This window comes from Methylobacterium sp. J-070 (assembly GCF_022829385.1).
Classification (GTDB): domain Bacteria; phylum Pseudomonadota; class Alphaproteobacteria; order Rhizobiales; family Beijerinckiaceae; genus Methylobacterium.
The window spans coordinates 64,964-86,125 of sequence record NZ_JAKSXX010000165.1 but is presented as its reverse complement, the minus strand read 5'-3'; the positions used below and the strand labels follow the sequence as shown (position 1 = coordinate 86,125).

The window sequence follows — 21,162 nt, the reverse complement described above, 5'->3', positions numbered from 1 at the left end:
CGGCGGGCCGATCCGGGGGGCGGGGAAGGAGCGCTTCCGTTCCGCCGGGAGCGTTGCGGGCGGCTCGCGTGCCCGCGTGAGGCGACAGGATCGTGATGGATCCGGCCCGGCGGTTCCCGATGCGATGGCGCGATGGTTGCGGGTCTGGTCCGGCTGCGCCGGGACGTTCGCGACCGACGGGGCGGCCGGTCGGATGCCAGTCGATGAGTCCGGCCCTGCGGTCGAATGGTCGGAGTGGCCGGACTTGAACCGACGACCCCCTGTCCCCCAGCCTCCCAAACTGGCCATTCAGGGGGAGTCAACAAGTCTCATGGGGCTTCACATCTCATTGTCGTAGCGTATCTTTCCGCGTCAGGCGTTCGCGCTGGGGTTCACGACGTTTAACAACGTTGAACCCCAGCCGCACCCCAGAGCTCCGCGGAGACTAGTGCACGAGATGCCGGTGGTGAATTTGACCCACACTTACGTGACCGGCCTAACGGCAAAGCCGCCACCTGAGCGGCTCGAGGTCTGGGACGCGAAGACGCCTGGCTTATGCCTCCGCATGGGCACGAACGGCTCTGGCACATGGTCCTTCCGATACAGACCTAAGGTCGGAGGTGGTTACCAGCGCGTTACTCTCGGGCGCCTTGCCGATCTCACCCTGGCCGATGCGCGCGAGCGAGCGGCCCGCCACCGTGTGACGGTCGCCGATGGTGGAGATCCGCAACGCGAGCTGAAGGCGCGCAAGTCCGCAGCCGACAGCATCCTGACGTTCGGGGTGTTGGCCGACCGCTACATCGAAGAGTACGCGAAGCCGCGGAAGTCGTCTTGGAAGAACGATGAGGGCTACCTGCGAAGAGCTTGTGGCGCATGGGGCAAACGTGCGGCTTCGAGCATTACCCGCCGGGATGCGATCAACTTCCTCGACGGCATCAAGAAAGTCGCACCGGTCAGCGCTAACCGCACACAAACGGTATTGGTGACCTTTTTTAACTGGAGTGTCGAAGAAGGTCACCTTGAGGTGAACCCGATCGCTGGCCTCCGCAAGCGCTCGGTCGAAGTGGCGAAGGATCGAGTTCTCTCGGACCGGGAGGTCCGCGTCCTCTGGACGGCCCTCGCCCGGAGCGAGGGCATGTCCCGCGATGTGGCCGATGCCCTTCGGTTCCTACTGCTCACTGGTCAGCGGCCGGGCGAAGTCGCCGGGATCCTGCAATCGGAGCTGTACGAGCTAGACCGCCCCGGTGAAGCGCGCTGGGAGATCCCTGCGGAGCGGATGAAGGCTCGGCGGCTTCACGTAGTACCGCTGCCGCCGAGCGCGCTCCAGATCCTCCAGGAAGCCATCGAGCGGCGACGGATGGATGGGGACAGACTGCGGGTCTTCTCCAGCCGCTTCGTCGCCCGGGACACGCTGGCGCGCCACTCACTCAGCCAAGCGATGCGCCGCCTGATTGCCAACCTTGAGCAAGAGGAACGCGACGGAGATGCGGTGGCATCGCTGCAGGAGAAGCCCCCTACCCCGCACGACTTCCGCCGGACAGTCGGTACTGGGCTCGCACGGCTCAAGGTCGTGCGTGAGGATCGCAAGGCCGTCCTCGCGCACGTCGAGGACGATGTGCACGGCAGGCATTACGATCTGTATGAGCGCCTCGCTGAGAAACGGGCCGCGCTTGAGGCCTGGGATCGGCACGTCGGCTCTGTCGTGGGGAGGCAGGCATGACGGTAGAGGCCATCCCGCCTTCCCGTACCGATCGCGCGGCCTCTTTTTGGCTGAAGTTGTGTCCCGCTCTCGGCGGAAAGTCCGCGATTGATCGGTATGGAGAGGAGATCATTCAAGCCGTAAGTAGATATAGGCGCGAGCGTAGGGTCGGCCTCCGGAGTAAAGCTCGCTCCAAAAAGCTCAATCTGATCGTAGATCTCTGCGACGAACTCATGGCCGAGCTTGCGGATAGTCGTGATTGGCTCGATGCCAATTTGGATCCGGCTGCCTCGGAAGACGTAGATTTCGAAGCGATCATCCAGGACGACTTCTCTCCGCTTCGAGCTCTGCGCAACGGCGTGAAAACGGCGTTAGAGGAAGTGCCGGTTCAGAGCGGCAAGGAAGCCGTCTACTTCCGTAGGCGCTTTTGGATCCGCCTTGCAATGATCTATGAAGATGCAACCGAGCGTAGAGCCGCGACGTCAAAAAATAAAGATGGCAACATTCAAGGTGATTTTGTTCGAATGGTGATTGCTGTTTCCGAATACATCAACCCGGTCGAGTGCGTCACCTCCGACATGGTCGATCAATTCGTAGACTGGTACCGCAGTTCCGAGAGCGCGGACCTGCGGGACGAGATAGCCGAGTACCGGATGCTTTCCGCTGCGGTGGGCTCTGCGAGGTAGGGGTAGATCAAGCGCAAAAATAAAAACGATTTACCCCCGTCACGGCCCGACGAGCCGTGTCTAATCAGATGGCTACCCGACATTTCAGGAGGTAGCCGTGAGCGCCCGGTACGTCACTCAACGCGAAGTCGAGACCATGACTGGTCTCAGTGGCGCAACCCTTCATCGCCTACGGCGGAAGGGTCGCTTCCCTGACCCCATCAAGATCGGCGAGCGTCGAATCGCTTGGCCCGAGCACGAGATCGAGACTTGGCTGGCGACCCGCGAGCGCCAGCCGCTCCGCTCCGCGACAGCAGCGTGAGGGGGCGGCCTTGAGCGAACCCTCCCCCAATCCAGACCAGACCTTCAACGTCACTGCCATCCGCATCTGGTCGTCCATGGTGACCGGCGGGACGATGCTTGAGTACTTCATGAAGCAAGTGTTCTTCGTCGACATGGAGCTCGACGACGGCAGCGTCTGCAGCATGTGGGATGGGCTATCCTACGAAGATGCCATAATCGCCGCTGGCGAATGCGCCGAGGGCCAGTACCCGGTGCACGACGATGTTGTCGTCGGACCTCGGCATTAAGGAGGCCCGCATGTCTGCAGACCTCAAAGAAGCATTCCACCTCGCTGTCGCGAAATACTTGTTCTGGAACAAGTTGAATAAAGAGCAGATGTATATCGGCTGGTTAGATGCCGAGACTGGGCAGCGGCACTATTTGGATGAGCCGGCAGTGCCGTTCTTCGGAAAGGACAGGTCTCTCAGCGAGATCTGCGGGTACGCGGAAGCTCTGACGGGCAAGCTCCCGGACCACATAGCTTACCTGTTCAACGCCCTTGTCGATGATGGAACTGGAAGCCCGGAGATCAGCACGTATGCCGAGGCCGTGGAGGCGCTTCGGGAAAGCATCGACCTCGAACTTGAGCGCCCGCAGGATAACCCGCTCAGCGAACCCTGTTTGATCGAAAAGGTTCGGGCGGATGCTCTGCAGCAGGGTGCCGACGCCTGCCTTCAGGCCATGAACGAGCGGATGGGAGGCGCCACATGAACGACCTCCCCGACTTGCCCCTGTTCAGCGGTAGGCCAGCCGATCAACCGCCGCCTAAATCGAAGCGGCGTCGACCCCGGGAGCGTAATCTCGTGGCCGAACTAACCCAGGCCCACATCGTACCGGAGCCTATCCCTGAGGGCACAGCGGTGCTCTTGCCGTTCCCGGCCAGTCGAGACCGTCGTCTCATCACCGAGCTTGCGGACGCTTTCATGAGCCTTCGCGAGCGGCACGGCCGCCGGTGCCGAGCCATGCTCTTGGACAAGCGCTTCCGGCCGATCGGTGTTCGCCTGCGCAGGATGGGCATGTCGCCCGACGCGATTCAGGATGAGCTAGCCAGGCTGGAGAAGGCCGTCGCGCGAGTGGTCTGGATCGCCGATGGGCGGCCCTCCTACAGTTCAGGCGGAGGGTCGGCGGCTTGAACATGCATGCCAGCAGACCATCGCGCTCGGCCGCTCAAGACGCAGTCGAGCCGCCTGACCTCGACCCCTTGAGCGGACATGATCGTGCCGCGAGCGCTGCAGAGCTGTCGAGCGGCAAGAGCGCCGCCCGAAACGTCTTCCTGTGGCTTCGTCAGATCGCTCGTGACCCGGAACTCCCGCCGCTCGGGTACCGCCTCGCGATCGAGCTGAGCCAATGCGTCGACCGACGTAAAGGCTACGCCCATCCTTCGCACGGCTGGCTCGCCTCCGAGCTCGATGTGAGCCGGCGCGGCGTCCAGATGGCGCTGAAGTCGTTGCAAGACCGCGGGCACCTCGACGTGACCGTCAGCCGGGGGGCCGGGCACGCAAACCGCTACCGACTACGGCTTCTCCGACCGGTCCGGGAGGCGGCATGAGACAGCCTACCTTCCCCCGGTTTGTTCGCTGCATAAATGCGCACTCCAGGCTTCGCATTTACATGCCCATAAATGCGAACGTCTTTTGCGCATTTATCGCCGCCATAAATGCGAAGCAGCTTCTTCGCAGGGGGTGCGCAGTAGCTTGTGCGCATCAAATGCGAAGCAGCTTGTGCGCACTATCCAGGATTATACCAGGACCTATCCAGGATATTATAAGCGAGACCCAACCAAGATTCTCGCACGCCCTGAGCGTCCGGCGGTCGGCGCCCCAAGGCGACCGATCCGACCGGCGCGCATCCAGGTGTCACAGCCTCGTCCCCGGCAGACCCAGAGCTTGCCCTACCGTCGGAAACTCGACGGTTCTCCAGTCGTACACAAGGGACCAAGATGGCGGGTGGCCGCGTGACCGCTCGCGCCCGCTTGAGCGGGACGCGGTCACGACGCCCCATCACCCTCGCGGCTGGAAGATGTCACGGGGACATGGCGGGACGTCACGCCGATGTCCCCGCATGTCCCTCGCGTCTCTTCATCTGTGATCGCCGCCGTGACTTCCTCCGCCGCGACCGTTTGCGCTCGCTGTCGCCTGCACTGGCCGGGTCATCCGTATCGGCAAGCCATGTCAGGATTCGACCCGCATACATCTGCTGCATCACCTCTGCTGACGGTGCGGAGGCGAGGCGCGCTCGTATTTCTCTGCGAAACTCGTCCTCCTCTGCGTCGGGCATCGGCACTCCAGAATGACCGAGGCCAACGCAGATCAAGTCGTCGGGTTCTGGCCGAGCTCGCTGGCAGGGCGCAGGACGACCGTCTGCCCAGCTTGGCCACTTGACCACCTGCAAGGTCACGACGGGCGCCAGCGGCCTTCCCTAGCCCATGCAGGAGGATCCTCGATGGCGACAAGCACCGTCTCCCCCGGGCAGCTCTTAGGGACCGTCTACGGCCAGGTGGGTGCCGAACCGCCCCGCAGTCCGACACTTGGCTGTTTTTCGAGTCTCCGTTTTTCAGGTTGGATTGGATCAATATGCGACTTAAGTCATTGATCTCGCTGGCCTGGGATGCCGCTTGCCATGCCGGCCGGTGATCGCGAGCCCACGCCCCCGGCGCGTGGGCTCGCCGTCGAGCGCGACCATTCCCGGGTCGCTGAGCTTCTGACCCGTCGCCGCATGCTCCTCACCCTGCTGGCGGAGGATGAAGGGGAACTTCGCACCCGGGGCGTCGAGTTGGACGCCGTGTCTATCTTCCGACCGGTCGAGCACCGGGGGGATCACCGGGTCAGCATCGCCGAGGCGGCGCAGGCACTTAGTGTGTCGAAGCGGACTGCCCAGCGCTGGGCAGAGGATAGCGGCTGCGGTTGGAAGAGCCCAACCGGCCGCTGGGTGGTGGACCTGCCGGCCTTGCGCGAATGGCGCGGCAGCCCGGCATAGGTTTTGTCGCGACATGTCGCGCGGTGGCAGGGTTTAGCGTCTGCCGCGCCGCTCTTCTCTGAGGCAGTTTCAGGGGATGTTCGAGCCCTTGCCCACCGATGTCGTTGCCGCCGCTGAGGCCGCCTTCCGGGCTCAGGCCCTAGAACGCGGTCGACAGGCCGCCGAGGTCGCGGCCGACCTCCGCAGCGACTTTCAGGATCTTGAGGAACGGGCCGCCTACGTAGGTGAGTTCGCCCAGGCGTGGGCCGAGAGCTACATCGAGGGAGCGCGAGAAGAGCGTGCCCGGATCAAGAGCATCCTGGAGACGCCCGGCGCCTCCATGGTGATGCCAACCGGCGACGGCGGCATGTTGCGCCTTCATACGGACGCCGATGGTGTCGTGTGGTCCGTGAAGCGGCGACCGCGAGGGCCGTTCGCGGGACGTGCGCTGTGACGATACTGGCGCGCATCGCGGACGCGGCGCTGAACCGGCCGCTCCTGCTATCACCCGACAAGCTCGCAGTCCTTGCCCATGTCCTCGAAGGGCGGATCGGCATCGACGCCAGCGGCTTGGTCGAGGGGCCTGGCCACGAGGCCGGCACCCCGGAACCGGGAGCCTCACGCTTCGCCGGCAGCCGCTATGATCGCGAGCGCGGTACCTCGCTGAGCTACTCCCGCACGCCCGAGGGCGTGGCGATCGTGCCGATCGTCGGCAGCCTCGTGCACCGGGGCGCATGGATCGGAGCGTCGTCCGGTCTGATCAGCTACGAGGGGCTGACCGAGCAGCTGCGTCAGGTCGGGACGGATCCGCACGCGAAGGCTGTCGTGCTCGACATCGAGTGCCCAGGCGGCCAGGCGATCGGCGCATTCGAGACCGCGAAGGTGGTCCGCGATCTCGCCGCCGTGAAGCCGGTGACAGCGGTGGTGAACGGCCTCGCGGCATCAGCTGCCTACGCGATCGCTTCCGGGGCGTCCCGCATCATCACCATCCCCAGCGGCGTCAGTGGCAGCATCGGCGTCGTGATGATGCACATCGATCGATCCCGCGCGCTGGCCAAGGCCGGGCTGAAACCGACTTTCATCCACGCCGGTGCCCGCAAGGTCGATGGGCACCCGTTCGCCGCGCTGCCAGACGACGTGCGCGACAGCCTGCAGGCCGAGGTCGAGGCGATCCTCGACGCCTTCGTTGCCACCGTGGCCGCCGGCCGGCCGGGGCTGTCCGAGAAGGCGATCCGCTCCACCGAGGCTCGGACCTACACGGGCGAGGCGGCCGTGAAGGCCGGCCTCGCCGATGCGGTTGGCACCTTCGATGACGCCGTGGCCGACGCGGCCCGCGTGAGCACCAAACGTCCCACCAGAGCGCCCGCCCGAACCGGTGCGGGAGCCACCATCACCAGGAGCAAGACCGTGGACGAAGACGAGAAGCGGATCCGCGCGGAGGAACGCGGCCGGATCCGGGCCATCATGGGCTCAGAGCATGCGCAGGATCGGCAGGCGCAGGCCCTCGCTGTAGCGCTGGAGACTAGCCTTTCCCCTGAGGAGGCCAGCGCCATCCTCAGGGTCTCCCCGAAGGTCGAGGCCGGCGCGAGCGATGCCGAGAAGTTCATCGCCGCCAAGGAAGGGCGTCAGCCTCTCAACCTTGAAGCGGAAGACCCCAAGGGCGAGAGGAAGGCCTCGCGGATCAACGCCGGCGACATCTACGCCGCGCGCCGGGCCGCTGCCGCGAAGGCGTCGGCCGAGGCCGAAACCGGCGGCCGCCGGTGATGTCTCGCGCAGCCGCACAGCGCGAGGCCGAGCCGGTGGTGACCGCCGAGGCCGCGATCGCCGCGCTCGACGCCCTGCTTGGCGAGCGAGAGCGCCAGGCTAGGGTCACAGGTGCCGCCCTGGAGCGCGTGCAGAAGGCCCACACCGCCGTTCGGGTCGCCGAGAGCGACGTCGCTCGCGCGGAAGGCCCAGCAGCCATCGCCGACGCCGTGGTAGGTCTGGAAGCAGCCCGATTGGACCTCACGCTCGCCTCGGCCGAGGCGGCCCCGGCGCAGGCGGCTCTGAAGGCTCTCCATGCTCAGATCGGCCCCGCCTGGGCGGCAGTGCGGGAGGCGACGTTCCAGGACCTCGATCTAGCTGAGGGCGATGCGATCCGGGAGTTCGATGCCGCCATCGCGCGAGCTCGGCACGCGGCGGCTCGAATCAACGTCGCACGGACCGCCCTCGGCGGCCGCCGCTATGACCTTCCCCGCATCCCCGACCCGGCAGATCCAAGCGTCTCGGCGGGTGAGACCACTGCGCCGCCGCCGGTCGAGATCCCGTACGCGCGCGAGGTCGCGCGACTGCGGGACGAGATCGAGATCGTGCGCGGAAGGTAGTTCAGTCACGCGGGCGAGCATTGCCGGCGACGCGGCCAGCCGAACAACGGGAAGTCACCTCCGGGCCCGCACCTTAAGGGAAGATGCCGGTCAAGGTGATACGGCCGCAACTAATCCGAGGATGAGAGCGATGGATGTAATCATTGAAGTATTAGCGCGCGCGAACTTTGATGATGAGTTCGCCATCATCAGCTCTCAGACTGTGACACTCGCTGATGAGGCGGCCACCGTCGTTCCGGAGATCCCTGCCGAGGCGGCAGGCCAGGACCTCCGGCTGCGCCTACAATCGCCGGTGGGAGTGGGTGTGCATCTTAAGCGCTTCGTGTCCGGCATGGGCAATCGCCCGGACACGATCGGTGCCCATGGCAGCCATGGCGGTGTGAGCCAGCTTCTCCCCTTCCGCGGGGACGAATGCAGCATCGTCATCGCGAGGGCCGGGGTCGCGCTGCCGTAAGTTTCCGAATCCCCCCCCACGCCGCTCGTTCCTCCCGCCCAGAGTTCTCCAATGGCCAACCCCGCTGCCCCAGCCCTCTCGGGCGACATCCTGACGATGCTGCGCACCGATGGGCCGGGCCCGATGAATGCCGCGACCGTCGCGCCGTCCGTGTCGCCCCCGCCCGGGCTGGCGCCGATGCCGGCCGTCAGCTCTGAGCCTGCGCCCGCGCAGGTGCCCGAGGCCGCCGCGGATCCGGCGGTACCCTTCGATCCGGCCGCTGCTTTCAAGGCCTACGTCGCCGCCAGCATCGAGGCCAACAAGCCGGCGGCGCCCGATCAGCCCGCGCCCGGCCAGCAGGCCGGCGCGGCGGCGCCTGCCTCGCCCGTACCGACGCAGCCGGCGATTGCGGCGCCCAGCTTCATCGGATCGCGCGTGCGCTCGCGGACCGTCGCCCTGGAGTGGCCGCTGTCCTACGGCGGCCAGGCGTACGAGGCCATCGTGGTCGCCCGGCCGACCACGGGTCAGCTGGCCGAATACTTCGACAGGCTGATGGCCCAGAGAGAAGCCAGCGCTGCCCTGCGCTTCCCGGTGTTCTTCGACGTGGCCGGGGCACCCATACCCGACGCTCTAATGGACGCCTTGGATCCCGACGACACCGACAAGGTAATGGAGGTGGTGTCGGATTTTTTGCCTTCCCGGTTGCGCCGTCTGCAGGCGCCGCAGCCCGAGCCTTCGCCCCCGCCGGTTGGCGATCATACCGCGCAGACATCCTGAACACCCTCGGCGGCACGCGGGCCGAGTTGGCCGCCATGCCCTGGGATGAGTTCTGCCAGGAGTGGTTGGAGGCCGAGCGGATCATATTGAGGAACATGGGCGCAAGATGAAATGAGCAATCTGACCAGCACACTCACCTTACAGCTGAAAGACGATGGCCTCGCCGCAAAAGCAAAGGCCGATGCCGAGGCGTTGAAGCGACTCGGTGCCAGCGGTGAAGACTTGAAAAAGCTGGGCACGGCCGGCGCGGCGGCGCTCAAGCAGCTCGATGCCCTGGCCGGCAAGGGCGCACGGATCGACGCGTTCCGCGCGAACTCGAAGGCCCTGAAAGAGCAGGGCGCGGCCCTTCGGCAGGCACGCGCCACCGCTGCCAAGGAAGCCGCCGCCCTGGCCCGTGTTCAGGCCACCGGCGAGGCCCGGGCGATCCGAACCGCAGAGAAGGCCCACGCGGCCGCCATGAAGCGGCAGGCGGCCCTTCAGGACGCCTTCGTGGATCGCGGCCGGGCCGTGCGCATGGCTCGCAACGAGCTGCTGTCCAGTGGTGTCGGCCGGGCTGGCCGGGGCCTCGCCCTGGGCGCCGCAGAGAAGGCCCTGGCGGCCGAGACCGAGGCGGCCAACGCCCATCTGCGCGAGCAGATTGCCCTACTCGGCCGCGTGTCCGGTGCCGAGCATAAGGCTGCCACGGCGGCCAAGACGCACGCCCTCGCCGAGAAGATGGCCACGGCCGACAGCCGCCGGCAGGCGGCCGCGGCGGCCAACGCGCGGCTCAAGGCCGGCATGGGCGGTGTCGGTGGCCTGGGTGCCGCTGCCCGTGCCGGTGCCGAGGCTGCCGCGGCCGCACATAGCGCGCGGCGCGGCGGCCATGGCGATCGGGATGCCTGGGTGAAGCACCATGGTGTTGTCGGCACAGTGGCGGCCGGCGCGGCCGGCTACGCCTCGGCGCATGGCATCCTGGGCGGTATCGAGCATGGCGTGAAGACCGGGGCGAACCTGCAGCATGAGCAGGTTGCCCTCATGAACGCTGGCCGCACGCCGGAAGAGCTGCGCGAGATCGCGGCGGCCAGCCAGCACACCACCGCCGCCGTGCCGACCGCGAGCTATGAGGAGAACCTGAAGGTGGTCAACGAGACCACCAGCGCGTTCGGGAGCCTCCATCACGCCATTGAGCATCTCACGTTCATGCAAAAGGCGGCATCTGTGGTGCACGCGGCCGCCGGCGATAAGGTGCAGGACGACGCCGGCGAGATGGGCAACAAGATGGCTCGGTTCGCGGAAGAGCGCGGCACGGCTGGCAACGGCGAGAACTTCGAACGCGAGACCGGAAAACTGGTCCGCGCGATGGTTTTTACCCGCGGCAACTTCAACCCGACCGAGATGCTGAACTTCGCCCAGCAGGCCAAGTCGAGTTTGCAGGGCTACAACGAACGCTTCCTGACCGGGATCATGCCCTCGCTGGTGGGTACCAGCGGCGGCGACCGCGCCGGCACCGCGGCCAACGCCTTCAACAGCGTGATCGACGGCAAAGTGAATGACATGAAGCAGGCCGAGGAATGGAAGCGGCTCGGCCTGTTGGATCCCAAGCAGGCGATCATGAAGGCGGGCCATGCGGTGGGCTGGCGCACGGGTGCGATCAAGAACACCGCGCTCGCGCACGCCGACCCACTGCAGTGGATGGAGGACGATGTTCTGCCGGCGCTGGCCAAGCACGGCGGCAAGGACGGCAAGGGCATCAACGTCGATGACCAGGAGCAGCTTAAGCAGGCCCTCGCGACCCTATTCCGCAACCAGAACGCCAACTTCTTCGCCAATGAGCTTGCCCAGCTGAAGATGCGGCAGCGGCTGCACAAAGACGAAGGTCTGATGACCGGCGTCGGCAGCATGGACGAGATCTACGCGCGGAACCTCGCCCAGGATCCGCAGGTGTCCGGCACGGCGCTCAAGGCTTCATTGGAGAACCTGACCTCGGCAGCCACGTCGCCCGGCATGGCCGTTGCAGCCACCGCGATCACAGGGCTGGCCACCGCCTTGAACAGCCTGGCGGCGGTCGCATCCGACCACCCCAAGCTGGCGATGACGGCCGGCGCCGTCGCGGCTGGTGGCGCCCTGGCGGGGGCTGGCGCGCTCTCCTACGGCATCGCTACGGGCTTCGGCCTGGGATCCTCCGCTGTGGCGCTGGACGGCTCGGCCGCGGCCCTGACGGCCGCAGCTGCCGAACTCGGGGGGGCTGGTGTCCTGGGCAAGATCCCGGGCGGTGGCCCAGGCACGGTCGCCGGTCGCCTCGGCGCGCTCGGCTTCATCGGCACGGCCGGCCTGGGCATCGGTGCGATCGCGGCGGGCGTCGGCTTCGTGGATGCCACCCTGCCGAACGCGAACCGCATGAACGGGAACGGCAAGCTGTTCCGAAAGCCGGGCGGTATCGAGAGCTACCCGGCCGGCTGGGGTCCGGGTGGTGGTGTGGACGTCGGCGGCGGCATCGGCGCCAGCGGGGGCACCTTCTCGACTCACCGGCCCAAGACCTGGGGTGAGACCATCTTCGGCAGCACCCGCGCCAGCACGAAGGATCCGACCACCATGAACCTGCCGGTCCCGGCCGGCATGGGCGGACCGAAGGTCGAGGTGTCGGGAGCCGACACCGCGAAAGAGAAGCTCGAGGAAGTGAAGGCCAAAGGCGACGAGCTGAGCAAGCTCACGATCGCCCCTGCCGTCACCATTGCGGGTGCTGGCACGGCCATCCAGCAATTGGAGACGATCATCAGGCTGAGCAGCCAGGCGAACGGCGCGATCGCCAGCGTCAACGGTGGCATGTTGCGGGCGCGATCGAGCGCTTCATTCTCGGATGGCGTGACGCCTGGCGCAGGCGCGGAGTGACGATGATGGCAGATGATCGGATCGATGCACTGGAGCGCCACGCCATGGTGATGACGGAAGCGCTCACCCTGACCATCGATCACGTCCGGGCCCTGACCGTGGTCAACGCGGCCCTCATGGCCGCCCTCGACGACACGGACCGCACGGCGGTCCGCGAGGCTGCGCTTGCTGGTCTCGGCGAGGGCCCGCAGCACGAGAGGGCGCGCGGCTTCATCGAGGCGATGACTCAGGATCCGGCGGCCGCGGTCGCGGATCAGCAAGCGGCCGTTAGCGCCGCGCTGGTGGACGTGCCAGCGCGGCTCAACTGACGAGGAGCCTACCGGGCCGGCGCAGTGGTGTTGCCGCCCATGCCGACGCCAGGCCGCGAGGTGCCCGTACCGGGGACCGACGCAGCGCCGGTGGCACCCGTCGTCGAACCGGTGGTGGCGCCAGCGGTGCCCTCCGTCGCCTTCTGGCCGTTGCTCTTCACGCTGCCGGGATTGTTCATGTTGCCCTCGGTGCTGCCGCCGCCAGCTGGCGTTTGGGCGTAGGCGGCGCCAGTCAGAGCAAAGGCAAAGGCAAAGGCAGCTATGAGGCTGAAAATCTTCGTGTTCATAGGCGTTTCCTTCGTTCGGCCCGTGTTCGGGCTCGCTGGGGCAACGCAGCGAGTCGTGCTCCGTTCGATGGTAGCTGTTGATGCCTGACGTCGATCTGATCGCGGCGGCGCGCAAGGCGGCGCGGCAGCATAACGTCTACCATCGCACCCCTGCGCCGAAACACGTGATGAGCCCCGAAGAGCGAGTCGCTCGTCACGCCGAATACGCCGCGCGTGATCGGCTGCATGCGGCGATGGTACGAGCCAAGCGCGCGCACGAGCGCGCCTTGGCCAAGGAGGCCGATGCCGTGCGCTTGGCTGCCGAGGTCGACAGGATCCGCTCCGAGGTCCGCCTTGGCGTGAAGTCGCCGGCCGGAAAGCTCGCCGCTGTCGACGTCGCCGGCATGCTGCTGCTTGGACCGCTCGGCGGCGTTGGCTGCGGTGGGGCTCTCCTGCGTACCATGGAGGTCCTAGTGAGCAAGGGGCGGCATCCCGTGCCGTCCCTGCTGGCCGCCGGCCGGTGGGAGGACGAGGCAGCTCTCCGGGCCGCTGTGGAGGCCTTCAGGCCGAAGCTGGCGGCTATTGGCCTGCGGATCTGCCGAAGGAAGGCGGGGCTGCGGATCGCCAAGAGCAAGCCCGGTAAGGCGGCTTCATAAGCCGCCCCCCGGAGCGCAGCTGTCAGGCAGCCTACTGATTGATCTTGCTCTCGGCCATGGCGGTGAGCTTCTGATCCGTGGCCTTCTCCTCGTCCAACGTCTGCTGCAGCACGCTGGCACAGTCATCACGGCCCAGCCGCTTGGCCCAGGCGATCAGCGTGCCGTACTTCGTAATCTCGTAGTGCTCGACGGCTTGAGCCGAAGCTACTAGCGCGGCGTCGAGCACTTCCTTGTCGCCGATCTCGCCAGCCGTCTCGTTGGCCTCTTTGATGATCCCATCGATGGCCGGGCAATCGACCGCCTTCGGCTTGTGGCCATGCATTTGAAACACCTGTTCGAGGCGCTTGATCTGGCCTTCCGTCTCTTTCAGATGCATCTCAAATCCCTGCTTGAGTTGCGCATCAGTGGCCTTGCTCATCATCTTCGGCAGAGCCTTTGTGATCTGTTGCTCAGCATAGTAGATATCCTGAAGCTGATGTAGAAACAGATCATCCAACGTCTTGATGTCGGCTGTGAATAGACCCATGGCGGCCTCCTGATAATTAGTCGGGTATTATTTTTGTGGCCGCAGACGACAATCCTGCGCGCTCATGTTGGAAACTGGTTGGGGAGCAGCGATGTTCCTGTGCGGCTCACCTCTGCATGGTACGAGGCTGGCAGCAGGATGGAGAAGCTGAAGGTGGGATGAGGCCTGCCCCTTGAAGAGCAGGCCATCGATCTCAGCCAAACGAGCATACCGCCGGCAGGTCACGATCTGCCGTAGGGCGGCGCTTGGCGATCTGCACGCGCGGCACCCGCGCCATCACGTCGGCATAGCTCGGTGCAACAGCCGCAGGCACGAGTAGCACGCGCGCAGCGGCGCGGTCTTTCAAAGTAGACATTGGGGAGTTCCGTGCGGCACCGGGCAAGCCCGCGTGTGCGTTGCAACGGATATGGGGTGCGGCGCGATAAAGCGCTGCTGCACGCGGCGTTGTGTCAGCGCTTGCAGCGCACCGTGTCGGGCAGCCGTCGTGTCCGCTTCACCCGGGCAGCCACGCGTAGGAAGGTGACGAAGTTCTCCGCCTCGTCCAGGCTCATCCCGCTGGCTACGGGATCTTGGTCCTGCACCACCATGTGGGTACCGTCGCCGGCGAGCTTCACGCTGATCCTCGGCATACGCCTCTCCCTGTAGGATCTCGGAATGCGCTCCAGTCCGAATGGGCGCCTTGATCGGTCAACAACGGGCTCAGCGCGCGGTTCAAGCCGTATGTTGCGCATCCACAGATGCTTGGCGGATTGTGAAGCGCAAGACGTTGGTGGGCCAAGCCTATATTTAGTAGAACGACCCGGCATTCCGCTTGAAGAACCCATCCAATTCCAGAGCGACTTTCTTAGCCGTTGCGGAGGTTCCGCCGAATAAACCTGCTTTCAAAATTGGACTATCATCTCGTAAGTTTGGAAGATCGATCGGAGAGGACATTTCTCGGGTGTATCGACCCCTCCACATATACCTCCCAAGAGGCGCCCAGAACCAAGGTCCTGTTCCTTCTTCCACTTTCCTGATGCGACGATGCGCAAAATCCGCAGTTATTATAAACTCCAGCTGATTGAACAGATCCTCAGTTTCCTGAGGATTATAGTTTATATCTGGGACTTCTTTTTCCAGTAAAGCGAAAAGAAAATCGCTTGCTGGTGTCTTTCGGTTTTCAAGGCCTTTTAGAAACTTCCAATTATTTGATTGTATGGCATAAATATTTAGCGCATCTACAAACCGCTCGAATTCGTCATCTCTCTTGATTTTTTCGTGGAGGATTTGGGCGGTTCGCAGCCAGCTCTCTCGTGCTAGGGAGCCAGCGAGTAGCCAGTAGAAGCAAAGAGACGCGGGCAGATCGCGCATTTCAGAATAGATGGTGTACCCGCCTCGTAACTCTCCACGCATGCCGAGCGAGCGAACAGTTTTGATTGCCGCCTTGCTGGCCTCTACTGTGCCCCAGCGCGCACACAGCATGCAGATTCGACGCAACGTTTCCGTCTTTGCAACTACAGCGTTTACAAGATCGTTCAAGATTTCGGGCGTTGGGTGGGCAGATGGATATTGGGGTCCATTGATGTAATCACGGATCTTTTTGGCTTCGTTGGCAAGCAGTTCTGCCCACTCTAAACCAAACTGATCATCTCTGCAGTATCGTTTCGCCAAGGCCAAAGCCATGGCGACAGTGCTGGGGTGCGCGCGGTTCGCGCTACGTAGCGCATCTACCGTGTCGGATAGACGAGAGAAGAACGCGTCCGCATCTGATATGGAGAAGGAGCGCCCCCCGCGATGAATTACGAGATCAGCCGCTGATGATGCGACTGCTCCTCGCGCAGCCCAATACATCGGGTATCGGCGGCTCGGCGCGCGCATAAGAGCGGCTCGAAGTGCCGTATCCCACTCCCCTGACCAGCCCACGACAATCAACCCAAATCGGTCGAAAACCTCGTCGAGGAGGTTATTCATCTCTGATGAATAACCCTCCAGTTCTGCATCGGTGTTTCTTATGCGACTATCGAGGTAATCGCCATGAACCTTAATGATAGTGCAACGAGAATGTATAAGCGGGACCGCGCCAGAAATTGCATCGTCGCTAGCGATTATCGTCGCTTCGATGCCGATTTCTCTAAGAGCGTTCTCAAGCAGTCGGTCGAAGTTAGTTGTGATTATGACGCGAATGGCTCCGTCTTGCACCAACTTGGCGATGGCTCGGTGAGCCTTTGTAGGGCGACGGGTATCTTCGCCCTCTGCCGGCTCAATGTATCTATGTAAGATGCTGCGACGCTCGCTTGGGGTAGACGCGATTTTGTCGAGAATATCTGAGTAGCTCGGATCAACATTGTATTTCTCTTTATACCATTTGGCCCAATCGTCGCTTTCTGTCGTATCATTCAGAGCAGCAAGCGCGCGTATCAGGTCTAACGTGATCTCCCATCCGGTTGGTATGCCCGCGGCTCGCGAAAGCCCAGAGCCGATCAGTAAGGCGAACACCCCGGGACCGTGGTGGAGCGAGAGAGCAAGTGAGTCGAAAGGTTCAAGCTCAAGCATTGATCAAACCTCGGGCGTGGCGGGTTGATGCCGAGGTTAGGCGCCGCAACCGTCGGTTGGAAATTACCCGGGCACCTCATCCTCCGTTTTATCGTCGCAGGCCAAGCGCCGGTTCGCTGACGAGTACGACGCTGCGCAAGAACGGGGCGAGGTTGGGCAGCGCACCGGCCGGCCGAAAGTCGTTCCATTGGAGAACGACTTTCCGGCGGCAGCTGCTGCTAATCTTGGCCTGACCCGCAAAGCGATCCACGAGGCTGCCAGATCAGCCGCCTTCCTGCACGGTCGCGCCACCGAGCCAAGCGACGGTCGCCTCCAGCGTATCGAACCGGTGCGCCTCGTGCGCGAAGGGCGCCGGCAGGGGCGGAGCTGGGCTCAGCAACTCCGCATACCAGCAGCGGACCTCCCCGTTTCTCGCGACCTCGCGCACCACCGTACCGACGATCGCGCCCTGCAGGATCAGATCGTAGCTGCCGGCCGCAAGGCGGTGGAGGGTATAGGTCATCGGGATCTCGGCCGCTGTCGCAGAAGCCAGAGATGCCATCAGCAGAGGCGGCGCAACGACGCTTTCACCATATCCAAAGGAGAGTTGTCGAGCCAAGGAGAGCTGCGTCGAGCATCACGGGAAGAGGAGCGGCAGGATGAACGCCGTGGCCGATCCGCCGGCTAGAGCGGCGCTGAATAAGGCCCAGAACGGATCGTCTGGCGACACGAACGCCCAATCCGCCAGACCTGCCGTCACCGTGATTGCGAGAGCCGCCAGCACCAAACGGGTTCGGAGAGGCGGCTGACCCATCCACCGGTCCTACGCTCAAACGGATCCAAGGGACAATCTGGATGCTCAGCTCTGAAAGCGCGGACAATCGGTGGCTTGCCGGGAACAGATCCTCGGCTGGTAAGATCGACGAGGCAGCAGGCCGTGACGGCTGCTGTTCTGGAGATCGCCCATGCCAGAGTCCTCCTACGCCGCTCAGTCTCCGTTGTGGGTGGCGGTTCGGAGCCGTTGCCCGCGTTGTGGGCGTGGACATCTGTTCCGAGGGTTCCTCTCGCTTGCCCCAAGGTGCGATGCGTGCGGCCTGGATTACAGCTTTGCCGACCCAGCGGATGGTCCGGCCTTCTTCGTGATGATGACTGCGGCGATACCGGCGACGGCGTTCGGTGTCTGGCTCGAGCTGACATACTCGCCGCCGATCTGGGTACACGCCGTCACGACCCTGCCGATCGTTCTGATCGCTTGCACCCTGCCGCTGCGCTTCTTCAAGGGCTGGCTCGTGGCCGAGCAGTATGTCCACAAGGCTGAAGAGGGACGTATCGCGAGGCCAATGCCTCAAACGCGGGATCCTAGCTGAAACCCGCGACCTGCTGTGAGTAAAAGAGATTATCCAGCCCGGAACGGCCAGTGCAGGACTGTGGCGGCTCCGCTGGCGACAAACGTTTTGACCAGTGCAAGCTCTGGCTGCTCGGGCGAGATCACCACCCATTGGAACAGCGTGGCGGCCACCACGATCGTCACCGTGACGATAGCCATGGCCTCAACCGGCATGGCCGGCTTGGCATCCTTCGGCATTTCCGTCCCTCGCGGGACTTTGTGTCCCTTGCCCTATGCGAAAACGAAAAACCCGCCCCGGCTTGCGCCCGGCGGGTTCCGCGGTAACTATGCCTGTGGAGCGTGAGACCTCCCGTGACGAGCCCTGCCAGGGGCTGGCGTCACAGCCACAGAGCGAAGGCTTTCCTGCCAGGGAGAACCGACGCTTAACGAACGTGCCGCACATAGTCGTGCAGCGCGAACGACAGCACTATGTCGGGAGTGCCACGGCTATACAAGACCCGAAAGGGGAAGGCCGTGGCGCACGTTCTCTGTGGCGTGTTCTCACACTCCCGGCGCCAGTGCCGTTCGCTGGCGAGCTCGATCCAAATTTGGATCGAGCGCCGGCCGTGAGAAGCCGGTCCTCACACAGAGACCGTACCCATGAACGCCCACACACCTGTGCTGCCCACCCGGGCGGCCGCGCACGCGCTGGACCGCGCGCGCCTCGCGGACCTGCGCGCCGCCATCTCCCGCCAAATTGAGGCCGACCTCGACCGGGTCGACCGGTGCCTCTCCCTCCTCGACGCCCTCGACGGCGATGCCGACTTCGAGCCAAGCCTCGGCAGCTCGGAGACGGTCGGCAACCCGCCGCTCTTCCGCCGCTGTAACTATCCGGAGGGCATTGCCGTCTGCTTCCGTGGCGACCAGCGGCCCTGGGCTGAGGGATCGAACGACGATCGAGAGCAGGACGACGCGGACAGCGACGAAACGGCGCCAGAGTGGACAGGCGACGGCTGGCAGGCCTTCCGCAACGGGGGCGCAGCATGAGCGCCGCCGGATCCCGCCGCGGCTTCTTGCGCGGCCTCACCACGCTCCCGCTCATCGGCGGCGGCGTGTCGCTGATCGGCCAACCCACGGCCGTGGCAGAGCCCGTCTCTGATCAGCTCCTCTACACCTACATGGAATGGCTTAGCACCGAGCGTCGCGTGCTCTGCCACGAGGTGTGGCCGGGCGAGCCGAATGCGGACCGGTACGTCCCTCAAGGCACCGGAGCGACGGGCTTCCACTTCCCCGACGGCGTGGATTGGAAAGCCTTGCCCGGGCCATCGACCCGCGCCGCGCTCGTCCTGAGCGCAGTCGGGTGCGATTGGCGTGGGAAGGTGTGGCCATGAGCCCGCTCGGCCTCCTACTGCACGCCTGGCGCCTGCGGCGGGTCCGCTGGGCCCTCCAGACGCTCAACCGGCGGCTGGCCGCGTACGAGGCCTCCTACGGCCTCGCCGCGGTCCAGCTGACGGATGAAGATTGGCGCGCCGCTGGCCTCACCCGCATGCCTCACTGAAGGAGACAGCCCCGGCCGCCTGAGCGGGCCGGGGCTCTTTCCCCTTCCGGATAGGTCGCATGCTGTTGTGTGCAAGAAATTGACCGCAAAACCGGTAGATATCTGACGTAATCGGCTGTTTCTCGAAAATGTGACCTTGACTATCCGCCCATGTCGTCGCGTTCGTCGCATACACACATCCTGGAGGCGAACATGAACGAGAGCACATCAAGCCCGGTTTCGGATCAGACCGATTTCATCGAGCTCACCGCCAGCCTCGTCGCGGCATACGTGTCGAACAACTCCGTGCGACCGGCCGACCTGCCGGCTCTCTTGGCCGAGGTTCACGCGGCGATCGCCGGCCTCAACAGCGGCTCTGCTTCCGCCGAGCCCAAGGTGGAGAAGCTGACGCCTGCGCAGATCCGGAAATCGATCACGCCCGACGCGCTGATCAGCTTCCTCGACGGAAAGCCGTACAAGACCCTGAAGCGGCATCTGACCGGCAACGGCCTGACGATCGAGCAGTACCGGGAGCGCTTCGGCCTTCCGCGCGACTATCCGACGACAGCGGCCAGCTACTCGGCCATGCGCGCTGCGTTCGCCCGCAGCAACGGCCTTGGCCAGAACAAGGCGGCGGCGAAGACTGCGAACACGGCTGAGACCATCACCGAGGTGCCGAAGGCCCGCGGCCGGAAGAAGGCCGCCGAGCCGGCTGCTACGCCGTCCGAGAAGCCGGCCACGGCCCGCAAGTCGAAGAAGGCCGCTGCAGCCGAGTAGGTCAGCATCTCCGCAACAGAAGACCCGGACCGCTTGTGCGGCCGGGGCCCTGCTGTTTATGGGTGGCGTTCTCTGGCTGGGCGTTACTGGCCGCTGCCGCCACCACCCGTGCTGCCTGTAGATCCAACGCGCGAGGGCTGGCCTGCATTGCCGCCGGCGGCCGAGTCCGGTGACATACCGTCCGCAGCGCGACCAGTTGGGGAGTAGGTGCCCGCACCAGGCGCACCCGTCGAGCCGCTCTGCCGTGTCACAACGCCCGGTGCGCTAGGTGGAACAACGACGGTCGTATCCCGCGGCGTTTCGACAGTAGCTTGTGCCATGGCCGGTGCCGCAAGGGCAGTTGCGAATGTTGCTGCAAGAATTGTTCTGATCATAATCAGTCGCCTATTGATCGGATAATCGGACTGTTCTCGTCTCAACCCAACTCCTTGAGCGCGTGATTGATCCGCATTTGCCTGAATGAGAGAGGTAGCCGATCTTCGAGCATGCGGCGGATCACGCCCGGGGCGACCGCTTCCGCGTCGCGCAGCTGCCGGGCCTCGTGCACCTGCTTGCGGGTCAGGCCCAGGTCGGTGACGGTAGCAACGGTGTTCCCGTCTGAAACACCGTCTGCGATGTTGGCGCCCCCGCGAGACTGGGTAGCCACCTCGCCTCGCTGCTGCGCGGCGTCGTACTCATCGGCCAGCCGGCGCTTGGCCTGCGCCTCGATCTCCAAAGCGTCAGCCTGCGCCCGATGCGCGGCGGCGATCGATTCGTCATGTGCGACTTTCGCTCTGGTGCAGCATCCACAGCGAATGCAGTGCACGATCCTTGAGGTTGCGCCTCATCACCGTAGGCTGAGTGCCCAAAACGATGGAGGAAACTAATGAGCAGTGTCTTCGTCGAAGCTCGTCCCAAGGGCCGGCCTGAAGGGACAGCGATCTCTGACTACGTTGTCGAGACCGCTGGCGACCATGTTCTGCACACCGCCAGCACTCAGGCAGCCGCGATCAAGTGGGCTAAGGATAACGGTCACACTCCGCACGTCGCCCGCGTTCGGCATCTGAATGATAAGAAGAAGCCAGACCTCTGGCGCGCGGTCTAGGACGCGCCGAGGGCTGAAACTGTAGCGCCGCTGCGGCTACCATGCCGCAGCGGCGGGACGCCTGTTCGTGGACCGGCGAGCCACACTTC

General features: G+C 64.6%; 29 protein-coding genes. 22 read left to right on the top strand and 7 right to left on the bottom strand.

The features are described from left to right. The first annotated feature begins 436 nt into the window (after positions 1–436). The 15 genes from MKL01_RS16440 to MKL01_RS16375 all read left to right on the top strand — a co-directional run bounded on the left by MKL01_RS16440 (position 437) and on the right by MKL01_RS16375 (position 12,389). Positions 437–1,699: a tyrosine-type recombinase/integrase gene (locus MKL01_RS16440; RefSeq protein WP_243906566.1), complete on the top strand. Its 1,263-nt coding sequence runs from the start codon at positions 437–439 to the stop codon at positions 1,697–1,699. Continuing rightward, positions 1,696–2,364 carry a hypothetical protein gene (locus tag MKL01_RS16435; protein ID WP_243906280.1) on the top strand — a complete coding sequence of 223 codons (669 nt, stop codon included), beginning with the start codon at positions 1,696–1,698 and terminating at the stop codon, positions 2,362–2,364. Before MKL01_RS16440 ends, MKL01_RS16435 begins: the two co-directional genes overlap by 4 nt. Positions 2,365–2,461: 97 nt before the next feature. Continuing rightward, entirely contained in the window at positions 2,462–2,665 is a 204-nt protein-coding gene (locus tag MKL01_RS36240; protein WP_409566267.1) for a helix-turn-helix transcriptional regulator, read from the top strand. 10 nt (positions 2,666–2,675) lie between these two features. Continuing rightward, positions 2,676–2,933 carry a hypothetical protein gene (locus MKL01_RS16430; protein WP_243906279.1) on the top strand — a complete coding sequence of 86 codons (258 nt, stop codon included), beginning with the start codon at positions 2,676–2,678 and terminating at the stop codon, positions 2,931–2,933. A 10-nt stretch (positions 2,934–2,943) separates the two neighbouring features. Next, on the top strand, positions 2,944–3,396 hold the full coding sequence (locus MKL01_RS16425; RefSeq protein ID WP_243906278.1) for a hypothetical protein: 453 nt from the start codon (positions 2,944–2,946) through the stop codon (positions 3,394–3,396). After that, positions 3,393–3,818, top strand: a complete 426-nt coding sequence (locus MKL01_RS16420) for a DUF6074 family protein (protein WP_243906277.1) — start codon at positions 3,393–3,395, stop codon at positions 3,816–3,818. The genes MKL01_RS16425 and MKL01_RS16420 overlap by 4 nt, the downstream gene beginning before the upstream one ends. After that, positions 3,815–4,234 carry a hypothetical protein gene (locus MKL01_RS16415; protein WP_243906276.1) on the top strand — a complete coding sequence of 140 codons (420 nt, stop codon included), beginning with the start codon at positions 3,815–3,817 and terminating at the stop codon, positions 4,232–4,234. Before MKL01_RS16420 ends, MKL01_RS16415 begins: the two co-directional genes overlap by 4 nt. 1,070 nt (positions 4,235–5,304) lie before the next feature. After that, positions 5,305–5,661: a hypothetical protein gene (locus tag MKL01_RS16410; protein WP_243906275.1), complete on the top strand. Its 357-nt coding sequence runs from the start codon at positions 5,305–5,307 to the stop codon at positions 5,659–5,661. 88 nt (positions 5,662–5,749) lie between these two features. Then, the gene (locus MKL01_RS16405) at positions 5,750–6,094 is read left to right on the top strand and encodes a hypothetical protein (RefSeq protein ID WP_243906274.1); all 345 of its coding nucleotides are present in this window, start codon (positions 5,750–5,752) and stop codon (positions 6,092–6,094) included. A gap of 236 nt (positions 6,095–6,330) precedes the next feature. Beyond that, the gene (locus MKL01_RS16400; protein ID WP_243906273.1) at positions 6,331–7,404 is read left to right on the top strand and encodes a S49 family peptidase; all 1,074 of its coding nucleotides are present in this window, start codon (positions 6,331–6,333) and stop codon (positions 7,402–7,404) included. Continuing rightward, complete coding sequence (locus MKL01_RS16395) at positions 7,404–8,003, top strand: hypothetical protein (protein ID WP_243906272.1); 600 nt, start codon at positions 7,404–7,406, stop codon at positions 8,001–8,003. Before MKL01_RS16400 ends, MKL01_RS16395 begins: the two co-directional genes overlap by 1 nt. A 130-nt stretch (positions 8,004–8,133) precedes the next feature. After that, entirely contained in the window at positions 8,134–8,457 is a 324-nt protein-coding gene (locus MKL01_RS16390) for a hypothetical protein (protein WP_243906271.1), read from the top strand. A gap of 96 nt (positions 8,458–8,553) precedes the next feature. Then, complete coding sequence (locus MKL01_RS16385; protein ID WP_243906270.1) at positions 8,554–9,213, top strand: hypothetical protein; 660 nt, start codon at positions 8,554–8,556, stop codon at positions 9,211–9,213. A 111-nt stretch (positions 9,214–9,324) separates the two neighbouring features. Continuing rightward, a complete protein-coding gene (locus tag MKL01_RS16380) occupies positions 9,325–12,081 on the top strand; it encodes a hypothetical protein (RefSeq protein WP_243906269.1) in 2,757 nt (918 codons plus the stop codon). A 2-nt stretch (positions 12,082–12,083) separates the two neighbouring features. Next, complete coding sequence (locus MKL01_RS16375) at positions 12,084–12,389, top strand: hypothetical protein (protein WP_243906268.1); 306 nt, start codon at positions 12,084–12,086, stop codon at positions 12,387–12,389. 8 nt (positions 12,390–12,397) lie between these two features. Here MKL01_RS16375 and MKL01_RS16370 read toward each other — a convergent pair whose 3' ends face one another. Continuing rightward, entirely contained in the window at positions 12,398–12,676 is a 279-nt protein-coding gene (locus MKL01_RS16370; protein ID WP_243906267.1) for a hypothetical protein, read from the bottom strand. 80 nt (positions 12,677–12,756) lie between these two features. Between MKL01_RS16370 and MKL01_RS16365 the strand changes: the two genes are divergently transcribed. Further along, positions 12,757–13,311, top strand: coding sequence for a hypothetical protein (locus tag MKL01_RS16365; protein WP_243906266.1), 555 nt, complete (start codon positions 12,757–12,759; stop codon positions 13,309–13,311). 31 nt (positions 13,312–13,342) lie between these two features. Here MKL01_RS16365 and MKL01_RS16360 read toward each other — a convergent pair whose 3' ends face one another. The 4 genes from MKL01_RS16360 to MKL01_RS16345 all read right to left on the bottom strand — a co-directional run bounded on the left by MKL01_RS16360 (position 13,343) and on the right by MKL01_RS16345 (position 16,871). Continuing rightward, positions 13,343–13,837 carry a ferritin-like domain-containing protein gene (locus tag MKL01_RS16360; protein WP_243906265.1) on the bottom strand — a complete coding sequence of 165 codons (495 nt, stop codon included), beginning with the start codon at positions 13,835–13,837 and terminating at the stop codon, positions 13,343–13,345. A gap of 449 nt (positions 13,838–14,286) precedes the next feature. Beyond that, a complete protein-coding gene (locus tag MKL01_RS16355) occupies positions 14,287–14,466 on the bottom strand; it encodes a hypothetical protein (protein WP_243906264.1) in 180 nt (59 codons plus the stop codon). Positions 14,467–14,623: 157 nt separating this feature from the next. Then, entirely contained in the window at positions 14,624–16,312 is a 1,689-nt protein-coding gene (locus MKL01_RS16350) for an SIR2 family protein (protein ID WP_243906263.1), read from the bottom strand. Positions 16,313–16,631: 319 nt separating this feature from the next. Beyond that, the gene (locus tag MKL01_RS16345) at positions 16,632–16,871 is read right to left on the bottom strand and encodes a hypothetical protein (protein WP_243906262.1); all 240 of its coding nucleotides are present in this window, start codon (positions 16,869–16,871) and stop codon (positions 16,632–16,634) included. A gap of 442 nt (positions 16,872–17,313) precedes the next feature. On the opposite strand from MKL01_RS16345, the gene MKL01_RS16340 reads away from it, so the two are divergent. Continuing rightward, complete coding sequence (locus MKL01_RS16340) at positions 17,314–17,715, top strand: DUF983 domain-containing protein (RefSeq protein ID WP_243906261.1); 402 nt, start codon at positions 17,314–17,316, stop codon at positions 17,713–17,715. Positions 17,716–17,744: 29 nt separating this feature from the next. Here MKL01_RS16340 and MKL01_RS16335 read toward each other — a convergent pair whose 3' ends face one another. After that, the gene (locus tag MKL01_RS16335; protein ID WP_243906260.1) at positions 17,745–17,933 is read right to left on the bottom strand and encodes a hypothetical protein; all 189 of its coding nucleotides are present in this window, start codon (positions 17,931–17,933) and stop codon (positions 17,745–17,747) included. A gap of 402 nt (positions 17,934–18,335) precedes the next feature. Here MKL01_RS16335 and MKL01_RS16330 point away from each other — a divergent pair, with 402 nt between their 5' ends. The 4 genes from MKL01_RS16330 (at position 18,336) to MKL01_RS16315 (ending at position 19,989) form a co-directional block, all read left to right on the top strand. Further along, a complete protein-coding gene (locus MKL01_RS16330) occupies positions 18,336–18,722 on the top strand; it encodes a hypothetical protein (protein WP_243906259.1) in 387 nt (128 codons plus the stop codon). Further along, on the top strand, positions 18,719–19,066 hold the full coding sequence (locus tag MKL01_RS16325) for a hypothetical protein (protein ID WP_243906258.1): 348 nt from the start codon (positions 18,719–18,721) through the stop codon (positions 19,064–19,066). Before MKL01_RS16330 ends, MKL01_RS16325 begins: the two co-directional genes overlap by 4 nt. Continuing rightward, positions 19,063–19,233, top strand: coding sequence for a hypothetical protein (locus MKL01_RS16320; protein ID WP_243906257.1), 171 nt, complete (start codon positions 19,063–19,065; stop codon positions 19,231–19,233). Before MKL01_RS16325 ends, MKL01_RS16320 begins: the two co-directional genes overlap by 4 nt. Before the next feature lie 192 nt (positions 19,234–19,425). Further along, positions 19,426–19,989, top strand: a complete 564-nt coding sequence (locus tag MKL01_RS16315) for a MucR family transcriptional regulator (RefSeq protein ID WP_243906256.1) — start codon at positions 19,426–19,428, stop codon at positions 19,987–19,989. Positions 19,990–20,404: 415 nt separating this feature from the next. On the opposite strand, the gene MKL01_RS16310 is transcribed toward MKL01_RS16315, so the two are convergent. Then, on the bottom strand, positions 20,405–20,704 hold the full coding sequence (locus tag MKL01_RS16310; protein ID WP_243906255.1) for a hypothetical protein: 300 nt from the start codon (positions 20,702–20,704) through the stop codon (positions 20,405–20,407). A 150-nt stretch (positions 20,705–20,854) separates the two neighbouring features. Here MKL01_RS16310 and MKL01_RS16305 point away from each other — a divergent pair, with 150 nt between their 5' ends. After that, complete coding sequence (locus MKL01_RS16305) at positions 20,855–21,073, top strand: hypothetical protein (protein ID WP_243906254.1); 219 nt, start codon at positions 20,855–20,857, stop codon at positions 21,071–21,073. Positions 21,074–21,162: the final 89 nt, after the last annotated feature.